Below are 22,091 nucleotides of genomic sequence, written 5' to 3'. Positions count from 1 at the left end.
AAAGAAAGGAAAAGAAAACGAGGTGCGAGAGCTACATGCTTCCATTTGAAAAGAATTCAAGGATTGTCTTCTGCGGGGACTCGGTCACTGATGTCAACCGTGATTACAAGGCCATTCCCGCTGGCTGGGGCTCCTTTGGCGATGGCTATGTCAACCTGGTCCATGCCCTTCTGACCGCCGTCTATCCCGAGCGGGAACTCATGATTATGAACGAGGGGGTCAACGGGGACGACATCAAATTGATGGCAGCCCGGTGGGACAGGGATGTGCTCGATATGAAGCCTGACTACGTCTCCGTCATGATAGGGATCAACGACGTCTGGCGTCACTTCGACAGTCCCTTCCGCCAGGCGGACCTGGTCTCTCTGGATGAATTCGAACACACTTACGAGGATCTGATGGGCAGGACCGAGCCCCGTGTCAAGGGTCTGATTGTCATGAGCCCCTTCATGATGGAGCCCAACAGGGATGACCCGATGAGGGCCATGGTCGACCGTTATGCCGAGGTGGCCAGACAGGTGGCGGACCGGCATGGGGCCACTTACGTGGACGTCCAGGCCGCCATGGACCACTTCCTCGAGAAACAGAGCAGCTACATACTCAGCATGGACCGTTGCCACCCCGGGATCGAGGGGCATATGCTGGTGGCTAGGACCTGGCTCCAAGCCGTCGGCTTTGATTGGGAAAGGACCACATTCGATGACGAAAAATGAACAGGAGCCCCGTCCCCTGCGTGAAGACGTAGTCGGGGCCGACAATCTTTCACGGGTGGATGACGAGATCAGCCGTGGTGCCTTCAAGGCCGATTGGGCCTCTCTGTGCGCCATGGAGCCCCCCACCTGGTTCGCCGATGCCAAGTTCGGCATCTTCACCCACTGGGGCCTATACAGCGTGCCCGCCTACCAGAGCGAATGGTACTCGCGCAACATGTACATCAAGGGGTGCCCGGAGTTCGACCACCACGTGAAGACCTATGGACCCCAGAAGGAGTTCGGCTACAAGGACTTCATCCCCATGTTCAAGGCGGAGCGTTTCAACCCCGACCAATGGCTGGACCTCTTCCGCCGGGCCGGTGCCCGCTACTACATGCCTGTGGCCGAGCATCACGACGGATTCCAGATGTACCGCAGCGAACTGTCGGAATGGAACGCCTTCGACAAGGGGCCCCATCGCGACCTGATCGGCGAGCTGCGGCGGGCCACTCTGGATCAGGGCCTTCACTTCGCCCTGTCCGACCACCGGGCTGAGCATTGGTGGTTCATGGGCCACGGGCAGGAGTTCGACAGCGACGTGCATCAGCCCATGAAGAGGGGCGACTTTTACTGGCCCGCCATGCCCGAGCCTGACAACCAGGACCTCTTCAGCAAGCCCTATCCCACCAAGGAGTATCTGGATGACTGGCTTCTGCGGGTCTGCGAGGTGATCGACGCCTACCGGCCCGAACTCCTCTACTTCGACTGGTGGGTTCAGCACGAGGCGTTCAAGCCCTATTTGCAGCGCTTGGCCGCTTACTACTACGACCGGTCCGTCGAATGGGGGGCTCCGGCCGCCATCTGTTACAAGATGGACGGCATGGCCTGGGGTTCGGGCATCGTGGACGTGGAGCGCGGTGGATTCGCCAACCCCACCCCCTTCGTCTGGCAGACGGACACTGCCATCGCCCGCAACTCCTGGTGCCACACGACCACCCTAGATCACAAGTCGGTGGCTGAAATCCTGGCCGCCCTTCTCGACGCGGTCAGCAAGAACGGCAATCTCATGCTCAACGTGGGCCCTTGCGCCGACGGGTCCATCGACCCCGAGGAGGAGGGCATGTTGGAATCCATCGGTCGTTGGATGGATGTGAACGGGGAGGGAATCTACGGTTCCCGCCCGTGGTGGGTCGCCCAGGAGGGCCCCACCCACGCGGCAGCGGGGTCCTTCGCGGACCAGACCGAGGCCGTCTTCACCCCGGAGGATTTCCGGTTCACCTCGGCGTCAGGCGCCATCTACGCCTACCAGCTCAAGCCGTCCGCAGATGGACGGGCCCTGATCAAGGCCTTTGCCCCACGCGGAAAGGAGGGGTCGGTCTTTCAAGGGATTGTCCGCCAGGTCAGCCAGTTGGGTGCAGGACCGGTCGGCTACGAGCTGACGGACCGGGGACTGGCGGTTCAGGGCCTCAAGGATCCCGTTGGGACCACGGCCACCGGCCTGCCTCTAGGCATCCGGATCGACGTGGAGTGAGAATCGGCTCCTGCAGGATTTTGTCACCGGCCCGAGGACATAGTGACCGACAACAACAAGGAAAGATAGGGAAACATGAAGTTCCTCAACGGAGAGTGGCTGGTGCGAGACGGTTTCGACGTCAAATATGCGGCCAACATCTACAGCGCGGACATCGAAGAGAAGAGGCTGACCCTCTACGCACCCTTCCAGGTGATCAGGAATCCCGGCATGACCCTGGACGGAGGGTTGCTCACCATCGAGGTGACATCCCCCCGTCCCGACATCATCACCACCCGGATCATCAACTACAGGCAGGACCACAGCCATGACCCCCGGTTCGCACTTAACCGGACCGATCCGCCGGTGAAGATCGAGGAGAGTGAGAAGGGATGGACCTTCACCAGTGGCAGGCTGGCCCTGAAGATCGCCAAGGGTGACGCCATCGATTTCGAGTATGAGTATGAGGGCCGTCCGCTGACCAAATCGGCGTGGAGGGGCAAGGCCCTGGTGACCGATGACGATGGCAGGCCACACGTGGTTGAGTCCCTCGACCTGGGCGTGGGAGAGAAGATCTACGGCCTGGGCGAGCGTTTCACCAACTTCGTCAAGAACGGGCAGACGGTCACCATCTGGAATCAGGATGGTGGTACAGGCACGGCCCAGGCCTACAAGAACGTCCCCTTCTACATGAGCAACCGGGGGTATGGGGTTTTCGTGGATTCCACTGATAAGGTGGAGTTCGAGATCGGTTCCGATGAGGTCTCCAAGGTCCAGTTCTCCGTCCCCGGCCAGGAGCTGACTTACTCGGTGATCGGCGGCCAGGACCTCAAAGGGGTGCTGAACACCTACACCGATCTGACCGGCAAACCCCCACTGGTTCCCGACTGGAGCTTTGGTTTGTGGCTGTCGACCTCCTTCACCACCGACTATGACGAGAAGACTGTCAACGAGTTCGTCGACGGTATGGCGGAGCGGGACATCCCTCTGTCGGTCTTCCATTTCGATTGCCGCTGGATGAACGACCTGGAATGGTGCAACTTCGAGTGGAAACACTCCGCCTTCCCGGACCCGGAAGGGATGCTGGCCCGCCTTCACCAGAAGGGACTCAAGGTCTGTGCCTGGATCAATCCCTACATCGCCCAGAAGTCCAAGCTCTTCAAGGAAGGGGCCGAGAAGGGGTACTTCATCAAGCGCACTGACGGCCAGGTCTGGCAGTGGGACAAGTGGCAGGCGGGCATGGCCATCGTCGATTTCACCAACCCCGAAGCAACGGCCTGGTACCAGAGCAAGCTTAGGCACCTGCTGGAGCAAGGTGTGGACTGCTTCAAGACCGACTTCGGCGAGCGCATCCCCACCGAGGGTGTGGTCTATTACGACGGGTCCGACCCGGTCAAGATGCACAACTACTACACCCTCCTATACAACAAGGCCGTCTATGACCTCCTGGTCGAGGTGAAGGGGGCCGACCAAGCTATCCTCTTCGCCCGCTCGGCGACGGTTGGCGGCCAGTGCTACCCGGTCCACTGGGGCGGGGACTGCACCTCCAACTACCCTTCCATGGCCGAAAGCCTGAGGGCCGGCCTCTCCTTCGGTATGAGCGGATTCGGCTACTGGAGCCATGACATCGCCGGGTTCGAGGACCAGCCCACCCCTGACATCTACAAGCGCTGGACCCAGTTCGGCCTCCTTTCCTCGCACTCCCGCTATCATGGGTCCACCGCCTACAAGGTTCCCTGGCTATACGGGGATGAGGCCGTCGAGGTCACCCGTGAATTCGCCAAACTCAAGCAGCGTCTTGTGCCTTATCTGATCAAAATGTCGCATGAGACCCATGAGACGGGCCTGCCCATGATGAGGGCCATGGTCCTGGAGTTCCCCAGCGACCCGAGCTGCGAGGACATCGACACCCAGTACATGTTGGGTGACGACATCCTGGTGGCCCCAATCTTCAACGAGGACGGGACCGCCCGCTTCTATGTGCCAGATGAGGGTACGGGCCGACCCTGGGCCAACATGCTGACCGGGAAGACCTATGAGCCTGGACGCTGGTACCAGGAGACCTACGACTACCACACCCTGCCGGTCCTGGTCAGGCCCGGCACCGACCCTCTCCACGTGTGAGCCAGATCCTAGTGCTACGTGCTACATGCGAGACCGGGTGTCGCTTTCGGCATCCGGCCCCTGTGCCCGGTGCGGTCCTCCCCGGGCCAGTAGGTCAGAGGAGGACTTGGATTGCATAAATGAAAACGCTAATGGATGCATGTGCTCGTAGGTTTCCCCTCCGATTGGAGACCCTGCCGTCAGGGCGGTGCATCCCTTATCGATACAGCCTTATCGGCAGAAAGAAGTGGATGGTTCATGACGACCGCCCTTGAATTCGTCAGACAGTTGGGCCTGGGTTGGAACCTGGGCAACACCTTCGATGCTTTTCCCCTCCAAGGAGAGCATGAGAAGGCCGTGAAAGAGGGTCGGACCTGGACCCCGGAGGATCAGGAGAAGCTCTGGTTCAACCAGCCCTTCACTCCTGAGTGCGCCCGCCTGGTCAAGCAGGCCGGGTTCGACACCATCCGCATCCCGGTGACCTGGGTGGAGTGGATTGACGGGGAGGGCCACGTGGACTCCATCTGGATGAACGCGGTCCGCCGGGCCGTCGATTGGAGCTTGGATGCCGGGCTCAAGGCGATAGTCAATGTCCATCACGATGGTGGTGAGGGTGATCTCCCTTGGATCCGCAAGGCGGACAAGGACCCGGATGGGGTCTGCAGGCGGTTCGCCGGACTCTGGCGTGAGATCGCCGACACGTTCAAGGATTACGGGCAGGACCTCATTCTGGAGGGTGGCAACGAGATTGGTTTCGATGGCATGGACCGGGACCAGGCCTATGTACTCTTGGAAAGGCTCAACCAGATTTTCGTTGACACGGTCAGGGCCAGCGGATCGCACAACGCCGACCGCTTCCTGCTGATTCCCGGTTACAACACCGACACGGCCATGACCTGTGACTCCCGTTACCACCTGCCTAAAGACAGCGTGGCGGACCGGCTGATCGTATCCATCCACTATTACTCCCCGGCCGACTTCGCCCTGGCAACACACGACACCACCTGGTGCAAACCCAGGCAGGAGTGGGGCAGTGAGGCGGACGTCAAGGCAATGGAGGCCGATTTCGCCGCCCAACGCCGTCGCTTTGTCGATAGCGGCATCCCCGTGATCATCGGAGAGTACGGACTGCTGACCGAGGCCGTGGACGGGAAGGACCACGCCAGTAACCTCAAGTGGATATCGACCGTTCTAAACTGCTGCCGCAAGAACGGATCCTGCCCGGTCCTCTGGGATACCTCCACCAAGGAGATGTGTTTCCTGGACCGGACCACCGGCCGCTTCTTCGACCCCGATATGGCCTCCTTATTCGCCCAGGCCAAGGCGGACCGCCAGTAGGGGGAGGTACCGCGATGACCCTGTTCAACTGCAAACCCGCCCGCCGGATCGCCTCAGGATTCCACCCGGACCCGACCATCTGCCGGGCCCCTTCGGGCCGCTGCTTCCTGGTCAACAGCTCTTTCGAGTATTTCCCGGGGCTTCCCGTATACGAGAGTGGTGACGGGAAGCATTGGGCCCTGGTAGGGAACGCCATGGACCGCCCCTCCCAGTTCCCCTGCGAGGGCATGGGCAACAGCGGGGGCATCTATGCTCCCACCCTGCGCTGGCATGATGGCCTGTTCTACCTGATCGTCACCAACGTCAACAAGGGGACCATGATCATGACCACGCCGGACCCCCACCAGGGATGGTCCGATCCTCTGTGGATCAAGGGGTGGCCCGGTATCGACCCCACCCTTCTCTTCGATGACGATGGAACCGTCTACATCTGCGGCAATGAAAGCGACCAGGTTGACCAGGAAGGTCATAGGGAGGTCCCCGGTATCTATCTGTCCCGTCTGGATGTGGGCACGGGAACCGTCCTGTCTAAAAGGGAGAGAATCTGCGGAGGGACCACCGGGGCAAATCCTGAGGGGCCCCACATGTACAAGCGGGATGGCCTCTACTATCTGATGTGGGCGGAGGGAGGCACCGAGGCTGGTCACATGGAGAACATGGCCCGTTCCGCCTCGCCCACAGGCCCCTACGAGATGTGTCCGGGCAACCCCCTGATCACCAACCGGAGCACCCACCTGACCCTTCAGGCCATCGGCCACTGCGACTGCGCCGGATTCGATGAGGACCGCACCCTGATGGTCTTCCACGGAACCCGGAACAACCATGAGTATCCCGCCCAGGGTTGGCTGGGCAGGGAGTCCTATGCGGTCTGGTTCGCATGGAAGGATGGATGGCCCACCCTGGCCGACCAGTCCTACGATGTTCCCCTTCTGGGCAAAGGGGAGGCCCTTGAGGATCAGGTTGACTGGATCACCCCCTCCCTGGACAGGGCAGGTCGTTTTAGCGTGGCGGATTCGGGCGACCCAACGGCGAGCCGCATACTTGTGGAGGCCGCAGGCCATGACTTCGGCCTGGACGACGGGGCGCCCATGATCGGGACCCGGCAGACCGACTTCCGCTGTACCTTCGAGGCCACCCTCCCCGAGCCGGACCAGTTGGCTGATGGCCAGGCCGGATTGGCCGTCTACGCCAATGCCGGCCATTACATGGATCTGTCGGTGGAACCTGCGCGCAATGGTCTGGTGCATGTCCAGGTCCAGGTACACAACGCCGGCCTGGTCAGCCTGGTGGGGTCCGCAGAACTGCCGGCCGGGGCGCCCATAGGCCTTGAGGTCAGGGGGGACGAGATGGGCTACGCTTTTCGCGCTTCGGGGCGGGACGGGGATCACGATCTGGGTCATGCACCGGGCAAGGTCCTCAGCTTCACCAACGCCGGCGGCTTCACCGGAATCCTTCTGGGGGTCTACGCCCATGGAGCCGGACGGGTCACCTTCGATCCGGTGGCCTACCGGGTCTGAGCAATCCCCATACATTCGCAAAAAACAACAAGAGAAGTCGCCCACTATGGAGCCATTTGGTGCTCGTCGGGCGACCTGAAGGAGATTGATCATGAAACCCACATTCAGCAGCTTCCTGTTCGGGGGCGATTGGAATCCGGAACAGTGGCCGGAGGACACCTGGGAACAGGACATCGAAAAGCTCGAGGACGCCCACATCAACGAGGCCACCATCAACGTCTTCTCCTGGGCCCTTCTGCAACCTTCGGAAGACGGATATGACTTCTCCATGCTGGATAAGATTGTGGCCCTCCTGGTCAAGCACCGGTTCAACATCGTCATGGCTACGGGGACGGCGGCCCTGCCTGCCTGGATGGTCAGGACCCACCCAGAGGTGATTCGGACCGACCAGGAGGGCAGGCATCGCGTTTTCGGTGGCCGACATAACTTCTGCCCCACCAGTGAATACTTCCGACAGGCATCCGGGGCTCTGGCAGACCACCTGGCCGAACGCTACGCCGCCACCCCGGGCCTGGTGGCCTGGCATGTGGGCAACGAGTACGGTGGCGGTGGCGGCCTGTGTTACTGCGAGGGCTGTGCCCGGGCCTTCCGTGTCTGGCTGAAGGAGAAGTACGGCACGGTCCAGGCCCTCAACCAGGCCTGGTGCGCCAACTTCTGGAGCCACACCATCTATGACTGGGCTGACGTGGTTCCACCCGTGACCTACGGCGACGGGATCGGTGAGAACAAGTGTGTGATTTCCGGCCTGCAGATGGATTACCGCCGCTTCCAGGAGCAGGCACAGCTGGCTTGCTTCACCAATGAGCGCGATGCCATCCGCCGTCACGACGGTTCCACGCCGATCACCACCAACCTGATGGGGACTTTCAAGGACCTGGACTACTTCGAGTGGGCCCAGCAGATGGACTTGGTCAGCTGGGACAACTATCCGGGCATGGACACCCCACCCAGTTTCACCGCAATGTCCCATGACCTCATGCGGGGGGTGGGCGGAGGCCGACCCTTCATGCTGATGGAGCAGACGCCCAACCAGCAGAACTGGTTCCCTTTCTGCAAGGTCAAGCGGCCCGGCGAGGTCCGCAAACTCAGTTGGCAGGCCGTGGCCCATGGGGCCGACACGGTGCAGTTCTTCCAGATGAAACAGTCCCGTGGTGGCTGCGAGCGCTTCCACGGGGCTGTCATAGACCACAGCGGCAGTGAGGAATCCCGGGTTTTCAAGGAGACCGCTGCCCTTGGAGCCGAGCTGGATCGGGTGGGGGCCCGCCTCATGGGTAGCCGAGTGGTGGCCAGGGTGGCCATCATGTTCGACTGGCAGAGCTACTGGTCCCTGGAAGGTTGTGTGGGCCCCACGGCAGGCTTCTCCTACCCCCAGGAGGTCCATCGCTTCTACCGGCCCCTCTACCGCCGCAACCTGGCCGTGGACTTCATTCCCAGCACAGCCCCGGTCGAGACTCTGAAGAAGTATGACCTGATCCTGGCCCCGGCCCTGATCTCCCTTTTGCCTGGTGTGGCAGACCACCTGGAGTCCTATGTGTCCGATGGCGGCACCTTCGTCACCGGCTACATGGCCGGTATCCACGATGAACGCGACCTGGTGGTTCCAGGCGGATATCCGGGTGTTCTGAGGGGGCTGACCGGGGTTTGGGTCGAGGAGATCGATGCCCTGGCGCCTGATGACACCATACCGGTGGAAGGTCTGGCAGCTGCTGACGGCCAGCCCGCCGGTCAGATCGTTGCCAGCCTGATTCATTGCGAGGGAGCCAAACCCCTTGCCACCTACGGGGGCGGCGACTTCTACGCCGGCAGCCCGGCCCTGACGGTGAACGATTTCGGCAAGGGGAGGGCCTACTTCGTTGGCACTCCTTTGGACGAGGCTGGCATGGATGACTTCATGGATCCCATCATTGACAGCCTGGGGCTCCCCGCGGTCGATACTCCCAAGGACGTCAGCCTTTCCATTCGCCAATCGGATGACGGGACACGGTATGCCATTGTGATCAACTCGGCCCACTCGCCAGTCACCACCGACCTTCCCCTCCTGAGGGGCGGTGAGGAACTCTTGGGCGGTGGCCGAGTGTCTGGCCCATTGGACCTGCCTCCCTACGGGGTGGCTCTGGTCGCGCTGGCCTGACTTGTCAACGGTGAACCTGAGTATCCGGGTTCTGTTATGGCTGGCATCAAGGAGTTCTGAACTACGATAGTCAGACGGCCGGCTCCCCCTGCCCCCTGAAGGTCCGCTTGATCCAGGCGGCCGCGAGACGTGGCCAGATCTGTACGCAGGGTTCGATTCCATTGGTTCCCTGCCAGGCGGTCTCTTCGGTCCCCAGGCCCAGACCGTGGCCTCCGTGGGGGAAGAGGTGGGCTTCCACGCTGACGCCAGCCTGCTTGCACGCTTCTACTAGCATGAGGGTGTTCTCCGGAGGGACCAGGCCATCCTCCATGGTGTGCCAGACGAATACGGGCGGGGTCTTGCTGTCTATGTGCTTCTCGATGGAAACCGCCTCTAGGGCCTCAGGATCCTCCTTCTTGTCGCCCAAGAGGTGGTCGATGCTCCCTCGGTGGGCGAGGGGGCCGGAGGTGATGACCGGATAGCCCAGCATAAGACCGTCGGGGCGGACGGCGTCGGGGTCGTAGCCGTGGGCCCGGAGGTCCTGGTCTCCGGCGGTAGTGGCCAGGTTGGCTGCCAGGTGGCCGCCGGCTGAGAAGCCCATGATGCTGATGGCCTTGCGGTCCACGTGCCACTGGTCGGCGTGCTCACGGATGCGCTTCATGGCTTCAGCCGCTTCGACCAGGGCTGTCGGGTACACGGAGGGCCAGCAGGAATAGCGCAGGACGAAGGCATTGTAGCCAGCCGCCAGGAACTGTACGGCGATGGGTTCGGCCTCCCTGTCCGAGGTCATCTCATAGCCGCCCCCGGGGATGACCAGGACCGATGGGCGGACCCGGTCTGGCACTACCTCCTCGCTGTTATCCAGGCTGTAGCCGACGAACTTGGCCCGGCTGCCGTCAATCCCCTCAATCTCCTGCTCGAAATACTGCATCTGCTCTCATCCTCTTTGATACTTAGGGCCCTCAGGCCGTGACTCATTGTAAATCACCAGGTGGCTCGGCGGTCCTTCAGAAGGTCACGGTCACGTCTACGGGATTTTCACTGGTCTGGGGTGGTACTATCCCGCCACTCAGTTCGTGGCCGTCCAGGCTGATCGAACGCCTTCCAGTCCGCTTCATGGAAATCCGATAGGTGATCCCCCTCCAGGTTCTGCCGATGGTCAATTCGTTGAATTCGGTGGGCAGGTGGGGTTCGATAGCCAGCCCGTCCAAGGTGGGCCTGACCCCCAGCAGGTACTGGGAGATATCCACGAAGGACCAGGCGGCCGTGCCTGTCAGCCATGAGTTCTTTCCCTCGCCGGGGGTGGGGGACTCAGGACCGGCCATCATCTGGCAGTAGACGTAGGGCTCCACCTTGCGGATGTCGGACTTCTCCTCCAGGTAGGCCGGGCAGGTACGCTTGTAGACCGCAAAGGCCTCCTCGTCATCGCCGACCATGGCGTTGGCTATGGAGATCCAGGGGTTGACGTGGCAGAAGATGCCGCCATTCTCTTTGTAACCCTTGGGATAGGAGGAGATTTCGCCCAGTTCGATCCGGTAGGTGGAATAGGCGGGGGCCAGGATGGCGGTACCCCAGGAGGAGGTCAGCCTCTCCTTGACCGAGGTCAAAGCCTGTCGGGCCTTGCCGTCACCAAGACCAATACCGGCCATCACGCACATCCCCTGAGGTTCGATGTAGATCTGCCCCTCGGTGTCAGTGTGGGAACCGACAGGATGGGAGTAAGCATCGTAGGCCCTGAGGAACCACTGGCCGTCCCAGCCGGCCCCCTCCACGGCATGGGTCATCTTCTCGATGGCCTGGCGGACCGTGGCAGTCTCCTGGGCCACAGCCTCCCTGCCCATCCCGCAATCCGTTCCGTAATGGTCCAGGATGTCGGCGTAGTGGCCGGCGTAGAGGACGAACATGCCCCCGATCAGAACCGACTCAGCCACGCCTGTGTCATTGTTCTCGACAGTCTGGAAACTCTCTCCCGGCGTATCGGAGAAGCAGTTGAGGTCAAGGCAGTCATTCCAATCGGCCCGTCCGATCAGGGGGAGCTTATGCGGACCCAGGTGGTTCATTGTGAACCCGACCGATCTGCGTAGGTGCTCCAGGAGGGGCTCTTCGGTCCCTTCCACATTGTTGAAGGGGACGGGCTCCTCCAGGATGGAGGAATCCCCGGTCTCGGCCAAGTAGGCGTAGGTACCGGCCACCAGCCAGAGAGGGTCATCGTTGAAGCCGCCGCCAATGTCGGCGTTCCCTCTCTTGGTCAGTGGTTGGTACTGGTGCCAGGCCGACCCATCCTCCAGCTGGGTTGAGGCGATGTCGATGATGCGCTGACGGGCGCGGCCGGGGATCAGGTGGACGAAGCCCAGGAGATCCTGGTTGGAGTCACGGAAGCCCATTCCCCTCCCCGTGCCCGACTCGAAATAGGATGCCGAACGCGAAAGGTTGAAGGTGACCATGCACTGGTACTGATGCCAGATGTTGACCATCCGGTCCAGGCGAGGATCGCCGCTGTCCACGGTGAACCGACCCAGAAGGTCGGCCCAATAGGCCTTGAGGTCGGCGAAAGCCTGGTCGACCTGGTCGTCCCTTCTGAATCGGTCGAAGAGGGCGTGTGCGGGTTTCTTGTTGATGATTCCCACCTTGGCAGGGTCATCCGGGTCCTCCCACTTGTCTTCCTTGGGCAGCTGGACATAGCCCAGGATGAATACCAGGCTCTCCTCCTGGCCGGGGTCCAGGGATAGCCTGACCCTGTTGGCGGCTATGGGGAACCAGCCGTGCGCAACAGAGTTGTGGGCTCTGCCTTCGGTGATGGCCTGGGGAGTGTCCCAGCCGTTGAACCGACCCAGGAATTCGTCTCTGCTGGTGTCGAACCCGCAGGTATGTCGGTTGACGCCGAAGAAGGCGTAATGGTTCCGGCGTTCCTTGTACTCGGTCTTGTGGTAGAGAAGGGTGGCTTCTGGTCCCTGCTCGACCTCCACTTCGCCCGTAGACAGGTTGCGCTGGAAGTTGCTGGAGTCGTCCATGGCGTTCCACAGGCACCACTCCACGCAGCCGGTCACATCCAGGAGGACGGGAGAGTCGGTGGTGTTCCTGATTCTCAGACGGTTGATTTCGGCATCGGCATCCACGGGAACGAAGGCGGTCATGACCGTGTCGATCCCCTTGTAGGAGGATTCGAAGACGGTATATCCGGTCCCCTGGCGGCAGCTGTACCGGTCAAGGGGGGTCCTGGAGGGCAGGAAGGTGGGGGACCAGGTGGCTAGGGGGGCGGACTCTGGGTTGTCCCGATTCATGAGGCTCAGATAGTAGCTGCGGCTGCCGTTGTCGGCAGGTACCCCGTTGTATCGGTAACGGGTTATCCTCTGGAGCTTGGCGTCTTTATAAAAAGAATAACCGCCGCCTGTGTTGGAGATGAGGGAGAAGAAGTCCTGGTTGCCCAGATAGTTGATCCAGGGCAGCGGGGTGGCGGGTGTGTCGATGACATACTCCCTGGCTGCGTCGTCAAAATGACCGTATTGCATGTTCTCCCTATCTTCGATGCAACCTTGGCTCAGCCCCTTGGGTTTGGGCCGGTTGGGCAGGCCGTAGGCAGCCCTTCCGGTCTGTACCAGGGGTCACGACATCCTGAAGGCAACAGCGTTCGATTGGAATAGCTGCCGGAATCGTACCCCACTCCGGGAAGGACCGCTAGGCTGGCGACCCGCGTTTGTATTATCGTTTGACTAAGATGATAGCATTCATTAATAAACCTATAGATAAGCGTGTGTGGATTTCCTTTAATGGTTGAAATCATGCGGCGATCAACAGTTCGGAACCCCAAGGGTTGGGAATGTTGGAGGCGCTTGCAGTTATGATGGGGACCCACGAGGGCGGGCTGCAACCGCAGGGACGGGGTCCCCGCCCGCAAGGTGCCTGTGTAAAGGAGGTTCATGACCGGCGTAGAGGATTGGAACCAGTACCGGGCCGGCAAGAGGGTCACCGGATCCGGCCCAACGGTCGGATCCACTTTCTCGGAGAACCCTCGTGCTCGTCAGGTGTTTACCGGCAAGGCCTTCACCCGGCGCAAGCGGATGACTGCCGATGAACGCAGGGATCAGATTGTGAAGGCTGCCGTCAAGGTGATTGCCGTCAAAGGCTTTTGGGGGATGTCCCTGCAGGACGTGGCCGATCAGGTAGGCATCACAGAGGCCGCTCTCTACCATTACATCAACTCCAAGAACGACCTGTTCAGCATGGTCATGGAGCAGGCCTATGACTCCCCTGAAGCCGACGAATTCATCTACAAGACCTGTACGGGGACGGATGCGGACGGACACAGCCTCCTCTTCTTCCCCCGATTCTGCGCCAACAACGTTATTTTCAATGCTCGCAGGCCGGAGATGGTCAAGCTCTTCTCCATCCTGAACGGTGAGGCTCTCAGCCCTTCACACCCAGCTCACCGCTATTTCATAGGCCGCAACCAGAAGTTCTGGCAGACCATCAAGTCACTGAACTGGTGCCTGCCCAGAGGGTACGACCTGGACCGTTTCCACCACATGTGGATGCTGTGCATGTCGGCCATGGATGGCCTGCAATACCGCTGGCTGGCGGACGGGTCAGCCGACCTGGTGGCCGAGTGGCTCGCCTTCTCCGACGAGCTCTTCCCCCAGGAGAAATGGCATGGGTTCATGGACCCCAGTGACATCGACCCGGATTCTGAAGAATGCCTGGCTTCCTACGGCCTTATCACGGGTGGGGGGCAGACGGCTTAGGAACGGCAGCTTCGTTCAGACGGCGTCTGCAGTGGGACGGCGGCCGCCAAGGGTATCCGTCGGCCGAAGGACAGCAAATGATTGCAAGCGGGTAAAGCGCTATGGATATGAAAGAAACGAAAGAGAGGATTGGCATGGGCCAAGAGAGCAAGTTCATCTTCCCGTCCGATTTCACTTGGGGAACGGCCACGGCCGCCTTCCAGGTGGAAGGGGCGGCACATGAGGACGGCAGGACGGATTCCATCTGGGACACATATTGCGCCCGACCGGGCGTAGTCGTCGACGGATCCAACGGTGATGTGGCCTGCGATCAGTATCACCGCTACCCGGAAGACATAGCCCTGATGAAGCAGATGGGTGTCGGCGCCTACCGCATGTCCATATCCTGGTCCCGTATTTTTCCTACAGCCGGTGGTCCGGTGAACCAAGCCGGGCTGGACCACTACCTGAAGGTCCTTGATATGCTGCGTGACAATGGAATCAGGCCCGTCGTCACCCTATACCACTGGGACCTTCCCCAGTACCTACAGGATGCCGGAGGTTGGCCCAGCAGGGACACAGCTCTCCGTTTTGGCGACTACGCCTCCGCCCTGGCCGCTTCCTTCGGCGATCGGGTGGACACCTGGACAACCCTGAACGAGCCTTGGTGCGCGGCTTACCTGGGTTATGGGAACGGGGCCCATGCCCCCGGGATCAAAGACTACGACCAGGCCTTGGCCGCCGTCCACCATTTGAACCTGGCCCATGGACTGGCCTGCCAGGCCATCAGGGCCCAGGTTGGGCAGGATGCCCGACTCTCGGTCACCCTCAACCTTCAGGTGACCCGGGCGGCCTCGGACAGCCCGGAGGACCTCGCCGCCAAGAAGAGGGCCGACCTCTTCGCCAACGAGGTCTTCCTGGCCCCCATGCTGGAAGGGGCTTATCCGGAAGGCGTCAGTCAGGCGGCGAGGGGGGACACCGACTGGCGCTTCGTGCAGGACGGTGACCTGGAGACCATCCATCAGCCCCTTGACGTCCTGGGATTGAACTACTACGCCACCACCTATGTAAAGGCCAGGAGGGCTGATGACGAATCCGCCGATGCCTCGGTCGGCCCTGAGGGCAAGCTGGTCGATCGCCATGCCAACGCCATGCCGGCCCAGGATAGCGTGGAGGGGCAGGCCCCGCAGGGAGAGCTGACGGGAATGGGCTGGAATCAGGAACCCCAGGGTCTGACCGATGTGCTGGTGGAGATGGGCCGACGTTTCCCCGACATGGAACTCATGGTGACCGAGAACGGCTCCGCCTGGGATGACCAGGTCAGTCAGGATCCGGACGCACCCGGCGGGAAGATCGTCCACGACCCCAAGCGGGTGGCCTATCTGGAAGAGCATGTCAAGGCTGTGGCCAAGGCCATTCAGGCCGGGTCTCGGGTGACCGGCTACTTTGCCTGGTCCCTGCTGGACAACTTTGAGTGGGCCCTGGGCTACACCAAGCGCTTTGGGCTGATCAGGGTCGACTATGACACCCAGGAGCGGATCTGGAAGGATTCCGGTCTGCGTTACGCGCAAATCATCCGTGATCGCGCAGTCTGAGCAAGACGGCATACAAGGCATACAAAGGTTACTGCAAGGCGGTTGGGCATCGCTGTCCGACCGCCTTCTTTGTCTTAGATCCAGCTGGACAGCCACATGTGCATGCGCCAGAAGTCATAGGGGATGGGCATGGCGGTCCACAGCGGGTAGAAGAAGACTGAGGTCAGGCCCAGCAGGGTCAGGCCCATGATCATGGTCTGCCGGTAGAGGACGATGTCCGAGTTCTGCCGCAGCCAGTTGACCACGTAGCAGATGGCCAGGATCATCCAGGGCAGGATGACGATGGAATAGAAAGTGAAGGTGGTCCGGTTCATGTATTGGATCCAGGGCAGCCAGCCGGCCAGCATGCCTGCCAGGACCCCCCAGATCCGCCAATCTCCGTGCTTGACCACGACGGCGATGACGATGGCTAGGATCATGCAGATGCTGCCCAGCCACCAGGTCAGGGGATTGCCCAAGGATGTGACGGCGGCTACGCAGGGGGAGTCCTTGGCCAGTCCGCACAGGCCGGGGAAGCCCGTGAGCTTCTGCCAGTAGAAACTGGTGGGCCTGACCTGCAAGGGCCAAGTCAGGGGGTTGGCCATGTATGGGTGGCGGGTATGCAGGGTGGTGTGGAAGCGCCACATCTGCCGGTGGTATTCAGCCAGGGACCGCAGTCCCTCCGGCAGCCAGGTCAGACCCTGGCCAGGGTGCTGGGCCGCCCAATTGTGCATGAAGGAATCGTCGTGCAGGAACCATCCCGTCCAGGAGGCCAAATAGGTGCCCGCCCAGATGGGGATCATAAGCAAGGCCGCTGGCAGCCCGTCCCTGAACACGGCGCTCTGCAGCCAGGATCCATACCCTGCTTGATGACGCTCCCAGCCATCCCAGAGCACCGAGATCAGGGCGAAGACGGCGAAGAAGTAGGCGCCCGACCACTTGGTCCCGGTGGCTAGGCCCAGCAGCAGGGCGGCTCCGGTCCGCCACCAGGACCAGGCGATGAAGGGGCCGGTGGTGGCCACGGGCAGCTCGACACGGCTTTTCTGCCCCTGCTGTCCCTGTGACTGAATGACCTTAACCCGGTAGTGCAGGCGGAAATCAGCCTGGTCCTTTGCCCAGGATTGTCGCAGCCTGGCCCTGGCCCAGTCCCGATGGCCCATCAGACACAGCCAGGCTCCCAGAACGAAGATCATGACGAAGTTGTCCAGCAGGCCGGTGCGGCTCATGACGATGCCCAGACCGTCTATGGCCATGAGGAAGCCGGCCGTCAGGGCGATGGGCAGGTTGTGGAAGAGGCGCAGAGCTACACGGCAGAGCAGCAGGATGGCGATGGTGCCGGCCAGAGCGGTGGCCACTCGCCAGGCGAAGGGATTGCCTGCTCCGCCGAACAGTTTGAGACCCAGGGCGATGCACCACTTGCCCACCGGCGGGTGAACCACGTATTCGGCCTGGGGCAGCCAGTCGCTTGTCTGCCCCTGGGCGAAGATCTGGTCGATGGGTAGGTTCAGCGGGCCGGCTTTTTTTGGCCAGTTGCGTGGCTCGCCGGTCATCAGCATGGTCCAGGCGTCTTTGACGTAATATGTCTCGTCGAAGACGATGGCCCGGGGGCTGCCTAGCCGCACAAACCGCAAGAGCCCGCCTAAAAGAGCCATGAGTATGCAGGCCAACCAGCCGCTCTGCCGACGGGAGGGCCTGTGGATCCGGTTGACCCGACCCTTGGTGTGCTGACCCATGGGCGAGCTGAAGATAGATAGCATGACAGGGCGACCGGACCGGTGGGCGGCGTGCCTGCCGTGTCTGGAGGAGCGATGCTGCGAAGAAAGCCCTGCCAAAGATGTCATCACCCCTAGATTAGGCCATACTAAAGGCATGAGCAGCACGAATGGCCGGAGCGATGGACATATGCAGGGCAGAGAAAGTCATGAGAAGCCGATTCCACCTAGTGTTTCACGTGGAACGGTAGTGCTGGCGGCCACGCCTATTGGCAATGTCGCCGATGCCTCGAAACGTTTGGTGGAGCTCCTGCAGTCGGCGGACCTGGTTGCTGCGGAAGACACGCGGCGGCTCTACGACTTGGCCAACCGATTGGGCGTGCGTGTAAGCGGCAGGGTTATGGCCTATCACGATCATAATGAGCGACGGATGGCCGATCCCATTTTGGATCAGGTTCGTGACGGAGCCTGCGTGCTGGTGGTCTCGGATGCGGGTATGCCCACCATCAACGATCCGGGCATGGCCATCGTAAGGCGGGCCATCGAGCGAGGCATACCGGTCACCTGTGCTCCCGGCCCCAGCGCTGTGCTGGACGCTCTGGCTCTCTCCGGTCTGCCGACTGACCGCTTCTGTTACGAAGGGTTTCTTCCCCGCCGACATCAGGAGCGGTTGCGGCATCTGCGCACTCTGCGCAGCGAGGAGCGGACCATGGTCTTCTACGAGACACCCCACCGCATTGATCAGGCTATGCAGGACCTTCAGGAGGTCTTCGGCTCCGACCGGCTCATGGCCCTCTGCAGGGAGCTGACCAAGGAGCATGAGCAGATCCGGCGAGGTACCGTCGGCGACATTGTGCGCTCCCTCCAGGAGGATCCCCCCAGGGGGGAGATGGTCCTGGTCGTGGCCGGTGCTTCTGCTTTGGAGGCCAGGCGCAACGACCCTGAGGCCATGGATGATCGGCAGTTGGCAGACCTGGCACGCGAACTGGCTAGATCTGAGGATCTGCGGCTCAAGGAGGCTATCGCCCGGGTGGCTGCCGAGCATCCCTTGGCCGATGGCAGCCTGCCTAATCGCAAGCGGATCTATGCCTTGGCCGTTGAAGAGGATAAGGAGGACTGATTCCCGTCCCCTTCATCCAGCAGCACCTCGAGTGCTCTGCGCACACCGGGCCCACCCAGCTGTGAGACGGTTTCCAGCAGTGCCGGCGAAGCGGCGGGATTGGCCACCAGCCACCGGCGCAGCCGGGGCTCTTCTCGGGCGATGGTCCAGAGGATGCTCGGGTCGGTCTCGGGGTCTGTGGCCATCAGTGCCGTTGGCACCAAGGGAGGCTCTGGCGGTGGGGCCCGCCCCTCGGCCATTGGTTCGAGGCTATTGGGTTCGTCTTGACTCCAATCGTCTTCCGTTGAGGGGTGCGACCGGCTGCTGATGGCAGTCATGAGCCGGGTCATGCGTTCAGTAGCGGAGGATTCACGACGGTGTCTGATCCTATCCAGGTGCCGATGATGGCCATGACTACGTCGGCCGTCCCTCATCGCCTTATTCATAGGATCGCCTTGAGCCGTCTTATGGTATCCAGTCCTTGAGCGTGGCCAGGCCATCGGGGGTTGGAGGACAGAAGCGCCTCGCAGGATCCGCAGCTGACATGATACCGCTCCATGAGCTCATGGAGAACCGCCATGATGTCCTCACCGTTGCATTGGCCCGTGGGCTCGCAGGCCAAATCACAGGCCGTCCAGAGCGGCGAAGTCACCCAGAGCCGCCCAAGCTTCATCAGATAACGGGCATCCAGCTGTCGCTGATGGGGGCGAAGGGGCCTGCCGTAAACCGGCGTGCGGAAGTGGGAGTTGGAGATGATGTCCAGAGCATCGGGGAAATGGCCGTTGATCCATACCCAGAGCGCCAGTCCGCCGCATGCTGCTGCACCGTAAGGGACCATGGACATGACAATCGAGGCGCGACCGTAGAGTCCCTCCGCCTGTTCGTTCAGGTAGCAACAGGATCGGTCCAGGCAGGTCACGACTCCCTCGTTCACCAGCAGGCTGAGGCTGAGCGGACCTGGCAGATCTCCGATCTGAATCAGACTGGGCAGCGGTTTGGGCTCAGGAACCGGGGTTCCGAATTCGGTCGTAGGCGGACGGCCACGGGTGCGCGTTGGGCCTGTTCCGTATCGTGGCCCGAAACACTGCTGAGCGGTGTCGACGAGCGGTGCCCGGCCTGGCGGCTTGGTTGTAGCTCTAAGGGTGCGGCTGGCGCCAAGGGTAGTGGCAGGCGCCCACGTCGCTCCCCCGAGGACGTGTTCTCGATTCATGGTTCGACTGTAAAGGGCCGTATCCGGGCTTGCCTGAAGGAGGCCTAAATTTGTGAACTTGTGGATAATCTGCTTGACAGCCGGCAGTCTTGTGGATGAGGCGGGGGATTGTAGGCCTAAGCCGATAATCTTGCTGGTATGAGTCATATCCTTGTTTCCGTCGCCTGGCCCTATGCAAATGGGCCCCGTCACATCGGCCACGTCGCTGGGTTCGGCGTCCCTTCGGATGTCTATGCACGCTACGAACGCATGAAGGGCAATGATGTCCTTATGGTTTCGGGGACCGACGAGCACGGCACTCCCATCCTGGTGGAGGCTGATGCCGAAGGAGTAGGCCCACAAGAGATTGCCGACCGCTACAACCGGGTCATCGTCAAGGACCTGTGCGATCTGGGACTCAGCTATGACCTCTTCACCAGGACCACGACCGGCAATCACGAGAAGGTGGTGCAGGAGCTTTTCCGCCAGTGCCGGGCCAATGGCTACATCTACGAGGGTCAACAGAAGGTGGCTATCTCGCCTTCCACCGGACGAACCCTGCCGGACCGCTATATTGAGGGGACCTGCCCCATCTGTGGTGCCGATGGCGCTCGCGGCGACCAGTGCGACAACTGCGGCAACGAGCTGGATCCGGACGAACTGATCAACCCTGTGTCCAAGATCAATGGGGAGACGCCCCGTTTTGAGGAGTCCAAGCACTTCTTCCTGGATCTTCCTGCCCTGGCCGAGGCCAACTTGGCCTGGTTGAAAACCCGCAAGGGTTGGCGCAGCAACGTGCTCAACTTCTCCCTGGGGCTCTTCAAGGAGGTCAAGCCGCGGGCCATCACCCGAGACATCGACTGGGGCATTCCCGTGCCTGTGGACGGGTGGGTCGACGATCCCAACAAGAAACTCTATGTCTGGTTCGACGCCGTCATCGGCTACCTGTCGGCATCCATCGAATGGGCCCGCCGTCAGGGCGATCCTGAGGCATGGCGCAAGTGGTGGAATGATCCCAAGGCCCTGGGCTACTACTTCATGGGCAAGGACAACATCACCTTCCACTCGCAGATCTGGCCCTCGGAGATTCTGGCTTACAACGGCCAGGGATCCAAGGGAGGAGAGCCGGGGCCCTACGGCGAGCTCAACCTGCCTGAGCAGGTGGTGGCCAGCGAGTTCATGACCATGGAGGGCAAGAAGTTCAGCTCCTCCCGAGGCATCGTCATCTACGTCAAGGACATCCTGGCACGTTACCCGGTCGATGCAGTTCGCTACTACATTTCCATTGCCGGGCCGGAGACTTCGGACTCGGACTTCACCTGGGCGGAGTTCGTCCGGCACAACAACGAGGAGCTGGCCGCCTCCTGGGGCAACCTGGTCAATCGCGTTGCCAACCTGCTCAACAAGGATTTCGGTCAGATCCCTCACATTGAAGAAGGCTGGCTGACTGAAGAGGACCGGACTCTCCTGGAGGAGTCCCGGTCGGCCTTCGACACTGTGGGATCCCTGATCGAGCGCCAGCGCCAGAAGGCCGCTTTGGGTGAGGCTATGGCCCTGGTCAGCGATATCAACAAGTACCTATCGGCACAGGAACCATGGAAAATCAAGGAGGACCAGGACCGCCTGGCCACCGTCCTCCACACCGCCGCCCAGGCTGTCTGCGACGCCAACACCCTTCTGGCCCCCTTCCTGCCACACTCGGCCCAGAAGGTCTACGAAACCATGGGCGGTGAGGGGACCTTCTCCCCTTTGCCCCATCTGGAGGAGGTCCAGGACCTGGACAAGCCCGGCTTCTCTTACCCGATCATCACTGGCACCTATCAGCTGGGCGTCAATGTGCACCCCTGGAGGAGCGAGCCTGTAAAGGAGGGGGCCCTGATCGCCAGACCCGCTCCCATCTTCGCCAAAATCCCCAAGGAGGCCGTGCAGGAGGAGCTGGATCGGTTCCAGGCCCAGTCGGACGAGCGCAAGGCTAAGGAGAAGGCACGCTTCGAGGCCGAGCAGATCAAATTGAAGACTGCGGAAAACGAATCTGAGGAAGGCTGACCCCCCCCCCCCCTCCACTGTGCCTTTCTGGATTCCTGGCCGCCTTTCCCGGGCCCTGACCGGACCTACGGGAGGAAGACCAGGTGCATGCAGGGGCACAGGATTCACAGGGAACTTTGAGCTTATCCTACCCGGACTTGCAGAAAGCCATGGTTGTATAAATCGTGCCGGTTGAAGTGATGACCGGCGGGGCTCCTCCCTGGGCCTCATAACTGAATCCCTTCTTCTCTCTCAACCCGACGGTTCCTTGCCGTCGGGTTTCTCTTTATCCTGACCTTGCCATTGCACTTATGGTTGCGAGGTTCACGGCTGTTCCCGCCCTACCGTAATCCGGTGCATTTCCAATGAACAGAACAGAGTAAGCGCTTGCAATGACCTATATTTGTACTTATACTGAGAGATGCGCATGGAAGCGTCCGGCCGGGGTCGCGAACCCGTACGGAAATAATGTGCAAAGACGCTGAAGGAACTGTCATACGGATG

At 61.3% G+C, this 22,091-nt stretch carries 15 protein-coding genes; 10 read left to right on the top strand and 5 right to left on the bottom strand.

What is annotated here, in order from left to right; all coding sequences use genetic code 11:
• Positions 1-35 precede the first annotated feature (35 nt).
• The 6 genes from H3T93_RS07985 to H3T93_RS07960 all read left to right on the top strand — a co-directional run bounded on the left by H3T93_RS07985 (position 36) and on the right by H3T93_RS07960 (position 9,291).
• Entirely contained in the window at positions 36-713 is a 678-nt protein-coding gene (locus H3T93_RS07985) for an SGNH/GDSL hydrolase family protein (RefSeq protein WP_144178247.1), read from the top strand.
• Positions 700-2,223: an alpha-L-fucosidase gene (locus H3T93_RS07980; protein ID WP_144178246.1), complete on the top strand. Its 1,524-nt coding sequence runs from the start codon at positions 700-702 to the stop codon at positions 2,221-2,223. Before H3T93_RS07985 ends, H3T93_RS07980 begins: the two co-directional genes overlap by 14 nt.
• 75 nt (positions 2,224-2,298) lie before the next feature.
• Positions 2,299-4,326, top strand: coding sequence for an alpha-xylosidase (gene yicI / locus H3T93_RS07975; protein WP_144178244.1), 2,028 nt, complete (start codon positions 2,299-2,301; stop codon positions 4,324-4,326).
• A 237-nt stretch (positions 4,327-4,563) separates the two neighbouring features.
• The gene (locus H3T93_RS07970; RefSeq protein ID WP_144178242.1) at positions 4,564-5,643 is read left to right on the top strand and encodes a glycoside hydrolase family 5 protein; all 1,080 of its coding nucleotides are present in this window, start codon (positions 4,564-4,566) and stop codon (positions 5,641-5,643) included.
• A 14-nt stretch (positions 5,644-5,657) separates the two neighbouring features.
• Positions 5,658-7,160 (top strand): glycoside hydrolase family 43 protein, encoded by a 1,503-nt coding sequence (locus H3T93_RS07965; protein WP_144178240.1) that lies wholly within the window; start codon positions 5,658-5,660, stop codon positions 7,158-7,160.
• Positions 7,161-7,251: 91 nt separating this feature from the next.
• Positions 7,252-9,291 carry a beta-galactosidase gene (locus H3T93_RS07960; protein WP_144178238.1) on the top strand — a complete coding sequence of 680 codons (2,040 nt, stop codon included), beginning with the start codon at positions 7,252-7,254 and terminating at the stop codon, positions 9,289-9,291.
• A gap of 70 nt (positions 9,292-9,361) precedes the next feature.
• On the opposite strand, the gene H3T93_RS07955 is transcribed toward H3T93_RS07960, so the two are convergent.
• Together H3T93_RS07955 and H3T93_RS07950 are read right to left on the bottom strand one after the other, a co-directional pair.
• Positions 9,362-10,201: an alpha/beta hydrolase gene (locus H3T93_RS07955; RefSeq protein ID WP_144178236.1), complete on the bottom strand. Its 840-nt coding sequence runs from the start codon at positions 10,199-10,201 to the stop codon at positions 9,362-9,364.
• A gap of 76 nt (positions 10,202-10,277) precedes the next feature.
• Positions 10,278-12,779 (bottom strand): GH36-type glycosyl hydrolase domain-containing protein, encoded by a 2,502-nt coding sequence (locus H3T93_RS07950; protein WP_144178234.1) that lies wholly within the window; start codon positions 12,777-12,779, stop codon positions 10,278-10,280.
• A gap of 408 nt (positions 12,780-13,187) precedes the next feature.
• On the opposite strand from H3T93_RS07950, the gene H3T93_RS07945 reads away from it, so the two are divergent.
• Both H3T93_RS07945 and H3T93_RS07940 read left to right on the top strand, forming a co-directional pair.
• Positions 13,188-14,009, top strand: coding sequence for a TetR/AcrR family transcriptional regulator (locus tag H3T93_RS07945; protein ID WP_110424761.1), 822 nt, complete (start codon positions 13,188-13,190; stop codon positions 14,007-14,009).
• Positions 14,010-14,116: 107 nt separating this feature from the next.
• On the top strand, positions 14,117-15,583 hold the full coding sequence (locus H3T93_RS07940; protein WP_232348763.1) for a glycoside hydrolase family 1 protein: 1,467 nt from the start codon (positions 14,117-14,119) through the stop codon (positions 15,581-15,583).
• A gap of 74 nt (positions 15,584-15,657) precedes the next feature.
• Here H3T93_RS07940 and H3T93_RS07935 read toward each other — a convergent pair whose 3' ends face one another.
• On the bottom strand, positions 15,658-17,214 hold the full coding sequence (locus tag H3T93_RS07935; protein ID WP_144178292.1) for a dolichyl-phosphate-mannose--protein mannosyltransferase: 1,557 nt from the start codon (positions 17,212-17,214) through the stop codon (positions 15,658-15,660).
• A gap of 250 nt (positions 17,215-17,464) precedes the next feature.
• Here H3T93_RS07935 and rsmI point away from each other — a divergent pair, with 250 nt between their 5' ends.
• A complete protein-coding gene (gene rsmI, locus H3T93_RS07930; protein WP_232348775.1) occupies positions 17,465-18,394 on the top strand; it encodes a 16S rRNA (cytidine(1402)-2'-O)-methyltransferase in 930 nt (309 codons plus the stop codon).
• Here the strand turns inward: rsmI and H3T93_RS09175 are convergent.
• Entirely contained in the window at positions 18,358-18,819 is a 462-nt protein-coding gene (locus H3T93_RS09175; RefSeq protein WP_232348762.1) for a variant leucine-rich repeat-containing protein, read from the bottom strand. The genes rsmI and H3T93_RS09175 overlap by 37 nt on opposite strands.
• Positions 18,816-19,307: a hypothetical protein gene (locus tag H3T93_RS07920; protein ID WP_144178229.1), complete on the bottom strand. Its 492-nt coding sequence runs from the start codon at positions 19,305-19,307 to the stop codon at positions 18,816-18,818. Before H3T93_RS07920 ends, H3T93_RS09175 begins: the two co-directional genes overlap by 4 nt.
• Positions 19,308-19,721: 414 nt before the next feature.
• On the opposite strand from H3T93_RS07920, the gene metG reads away from it, so the two are divergent.
• Complete coding sequence (metG, locus tag H3T93_RS07915; RefSeq protein ID WP_144178228.1) at positions 19,722-21,608, top strand: methionine--tRNA ligase; 1,887 nt, start codon at positions 19,722-19,724, stop codon at positions 21,606-21,608.
• Positions 21,609-22,091 lie beyond the last annotated feature (483 nt).

Origin of the sequence: Bifidobacterium sp. M0404, assembly GCF_016101415.1 — a bacterium.
Lineage (GTDB): Bacteria > Actinomycetota > Actinomycetes > Actinomycetales > Bifidobacteriaceae > Bombiscardovia > Bombiscardovia polysaccharolytica.
The sequence above is the reverse complement of the archived record's forward strand: the minus strand, read 5'-3'. Positions and strand labels throughout refer to the sequence as shown.

Bases quoted from the DNA above. Each gene is read 5' to 3' on its own strand.
- H3T93_RS09175 (WP_232348762.1), bottom strand. From the start codon at position 18,819: ATGAATAAGGCGATGAGGGACGGCCGACGTAGTCATGGCCATCATCGG.
- metG (WP_144178228.1), top strand. From the start codon at position 19,722: ATGAGTCATATCCTTGTTTCCGTCGCCTGGCCCTATGCAAATGGGCCC.
- H3T93_RS07970 (WP_144178242.1), top strand. From the start codon at position 4,564: ATGACGACCGCCCTTGAATTCGTCAGACAGTTGGGCCTGGGTTGGAAC.
- H3T93_RS07940 (WP_232348763.1), top strand. From the start codon at position 14,117: ATGAAAGAAACGAAAGAGAGGATTGGCATGGGCCAAGAGAGCAAGTTC.
- H3T93_RS07955 (WP_144178236.1), bottom strand. From the start codon at position 10,201: ATGCAGTATTTCGAGCAGGAGATTGAGGGGATTGACGGCAGCCGGGCC.
- H3T93_RS07965 (WP_144178240.1), top strand. From the start codon at position 5,658: ATGACCCTGTTCAACTGCAAACCCGCCCGCCGGATCGCCTCAGGATTC.
- H3T93_RS07935 (WP_144178292.1), bottom strand. From the start codon at position 17,214: ATGGCTCTTTTAGGCGGGCTCTTGCGGTTTGTGCGGCTAGGCAGCCCC.
- yicI (WP_144178244.1), top strand. From the start codon at position 2,299: ATGAAGTTCCTCAACGGAGAGTGGCTGGTGCGAGACGGTTTCGACGTC.
- H3T93_RS07960 (WP_144178238.1), top strand. From the start codon at position 7,252: ATGAAACCCACATTCAGCAGCTTCCTGTTCGGGGGCGATTGGAATCCG.
- H3T93_RS07950 (WP_144178234.1), bottom strand. From the start codon at position 12,779: ATGCAATACGGTCATTTTGACGACGCAGCCAGGGAGTATGTCATCGAC.
- H3T93_RS07945 (WP_110424761.1), top strand. From the start codon at position 13,188: ATGACCGGCGTAGAGGATTGGAACCAGTACCGGGCCGGCAAGAGGGTC.
- H3T93_RS07980 (WP_144178246.1), top strand. From the start codon at position 700: ATGACGAAAAATGAACAGGAGCCCCGTCCCCTGCGTGAAGACGTAGTC.
- rsmI (WP_232348775.1), top strand. From the start codon at position 17,465: ATGCAGGGCAGAGAAAGTCATGAGAAGCCGATTCCACCTAGTGTTTCA.
- H3T93_RS07985 (WP_144178247.1), top strand. From the start codon at position 36: ATGCTTCCATTTGAAAAGAATTCAAGGATTGTCTTCTGCGGGGACTCG.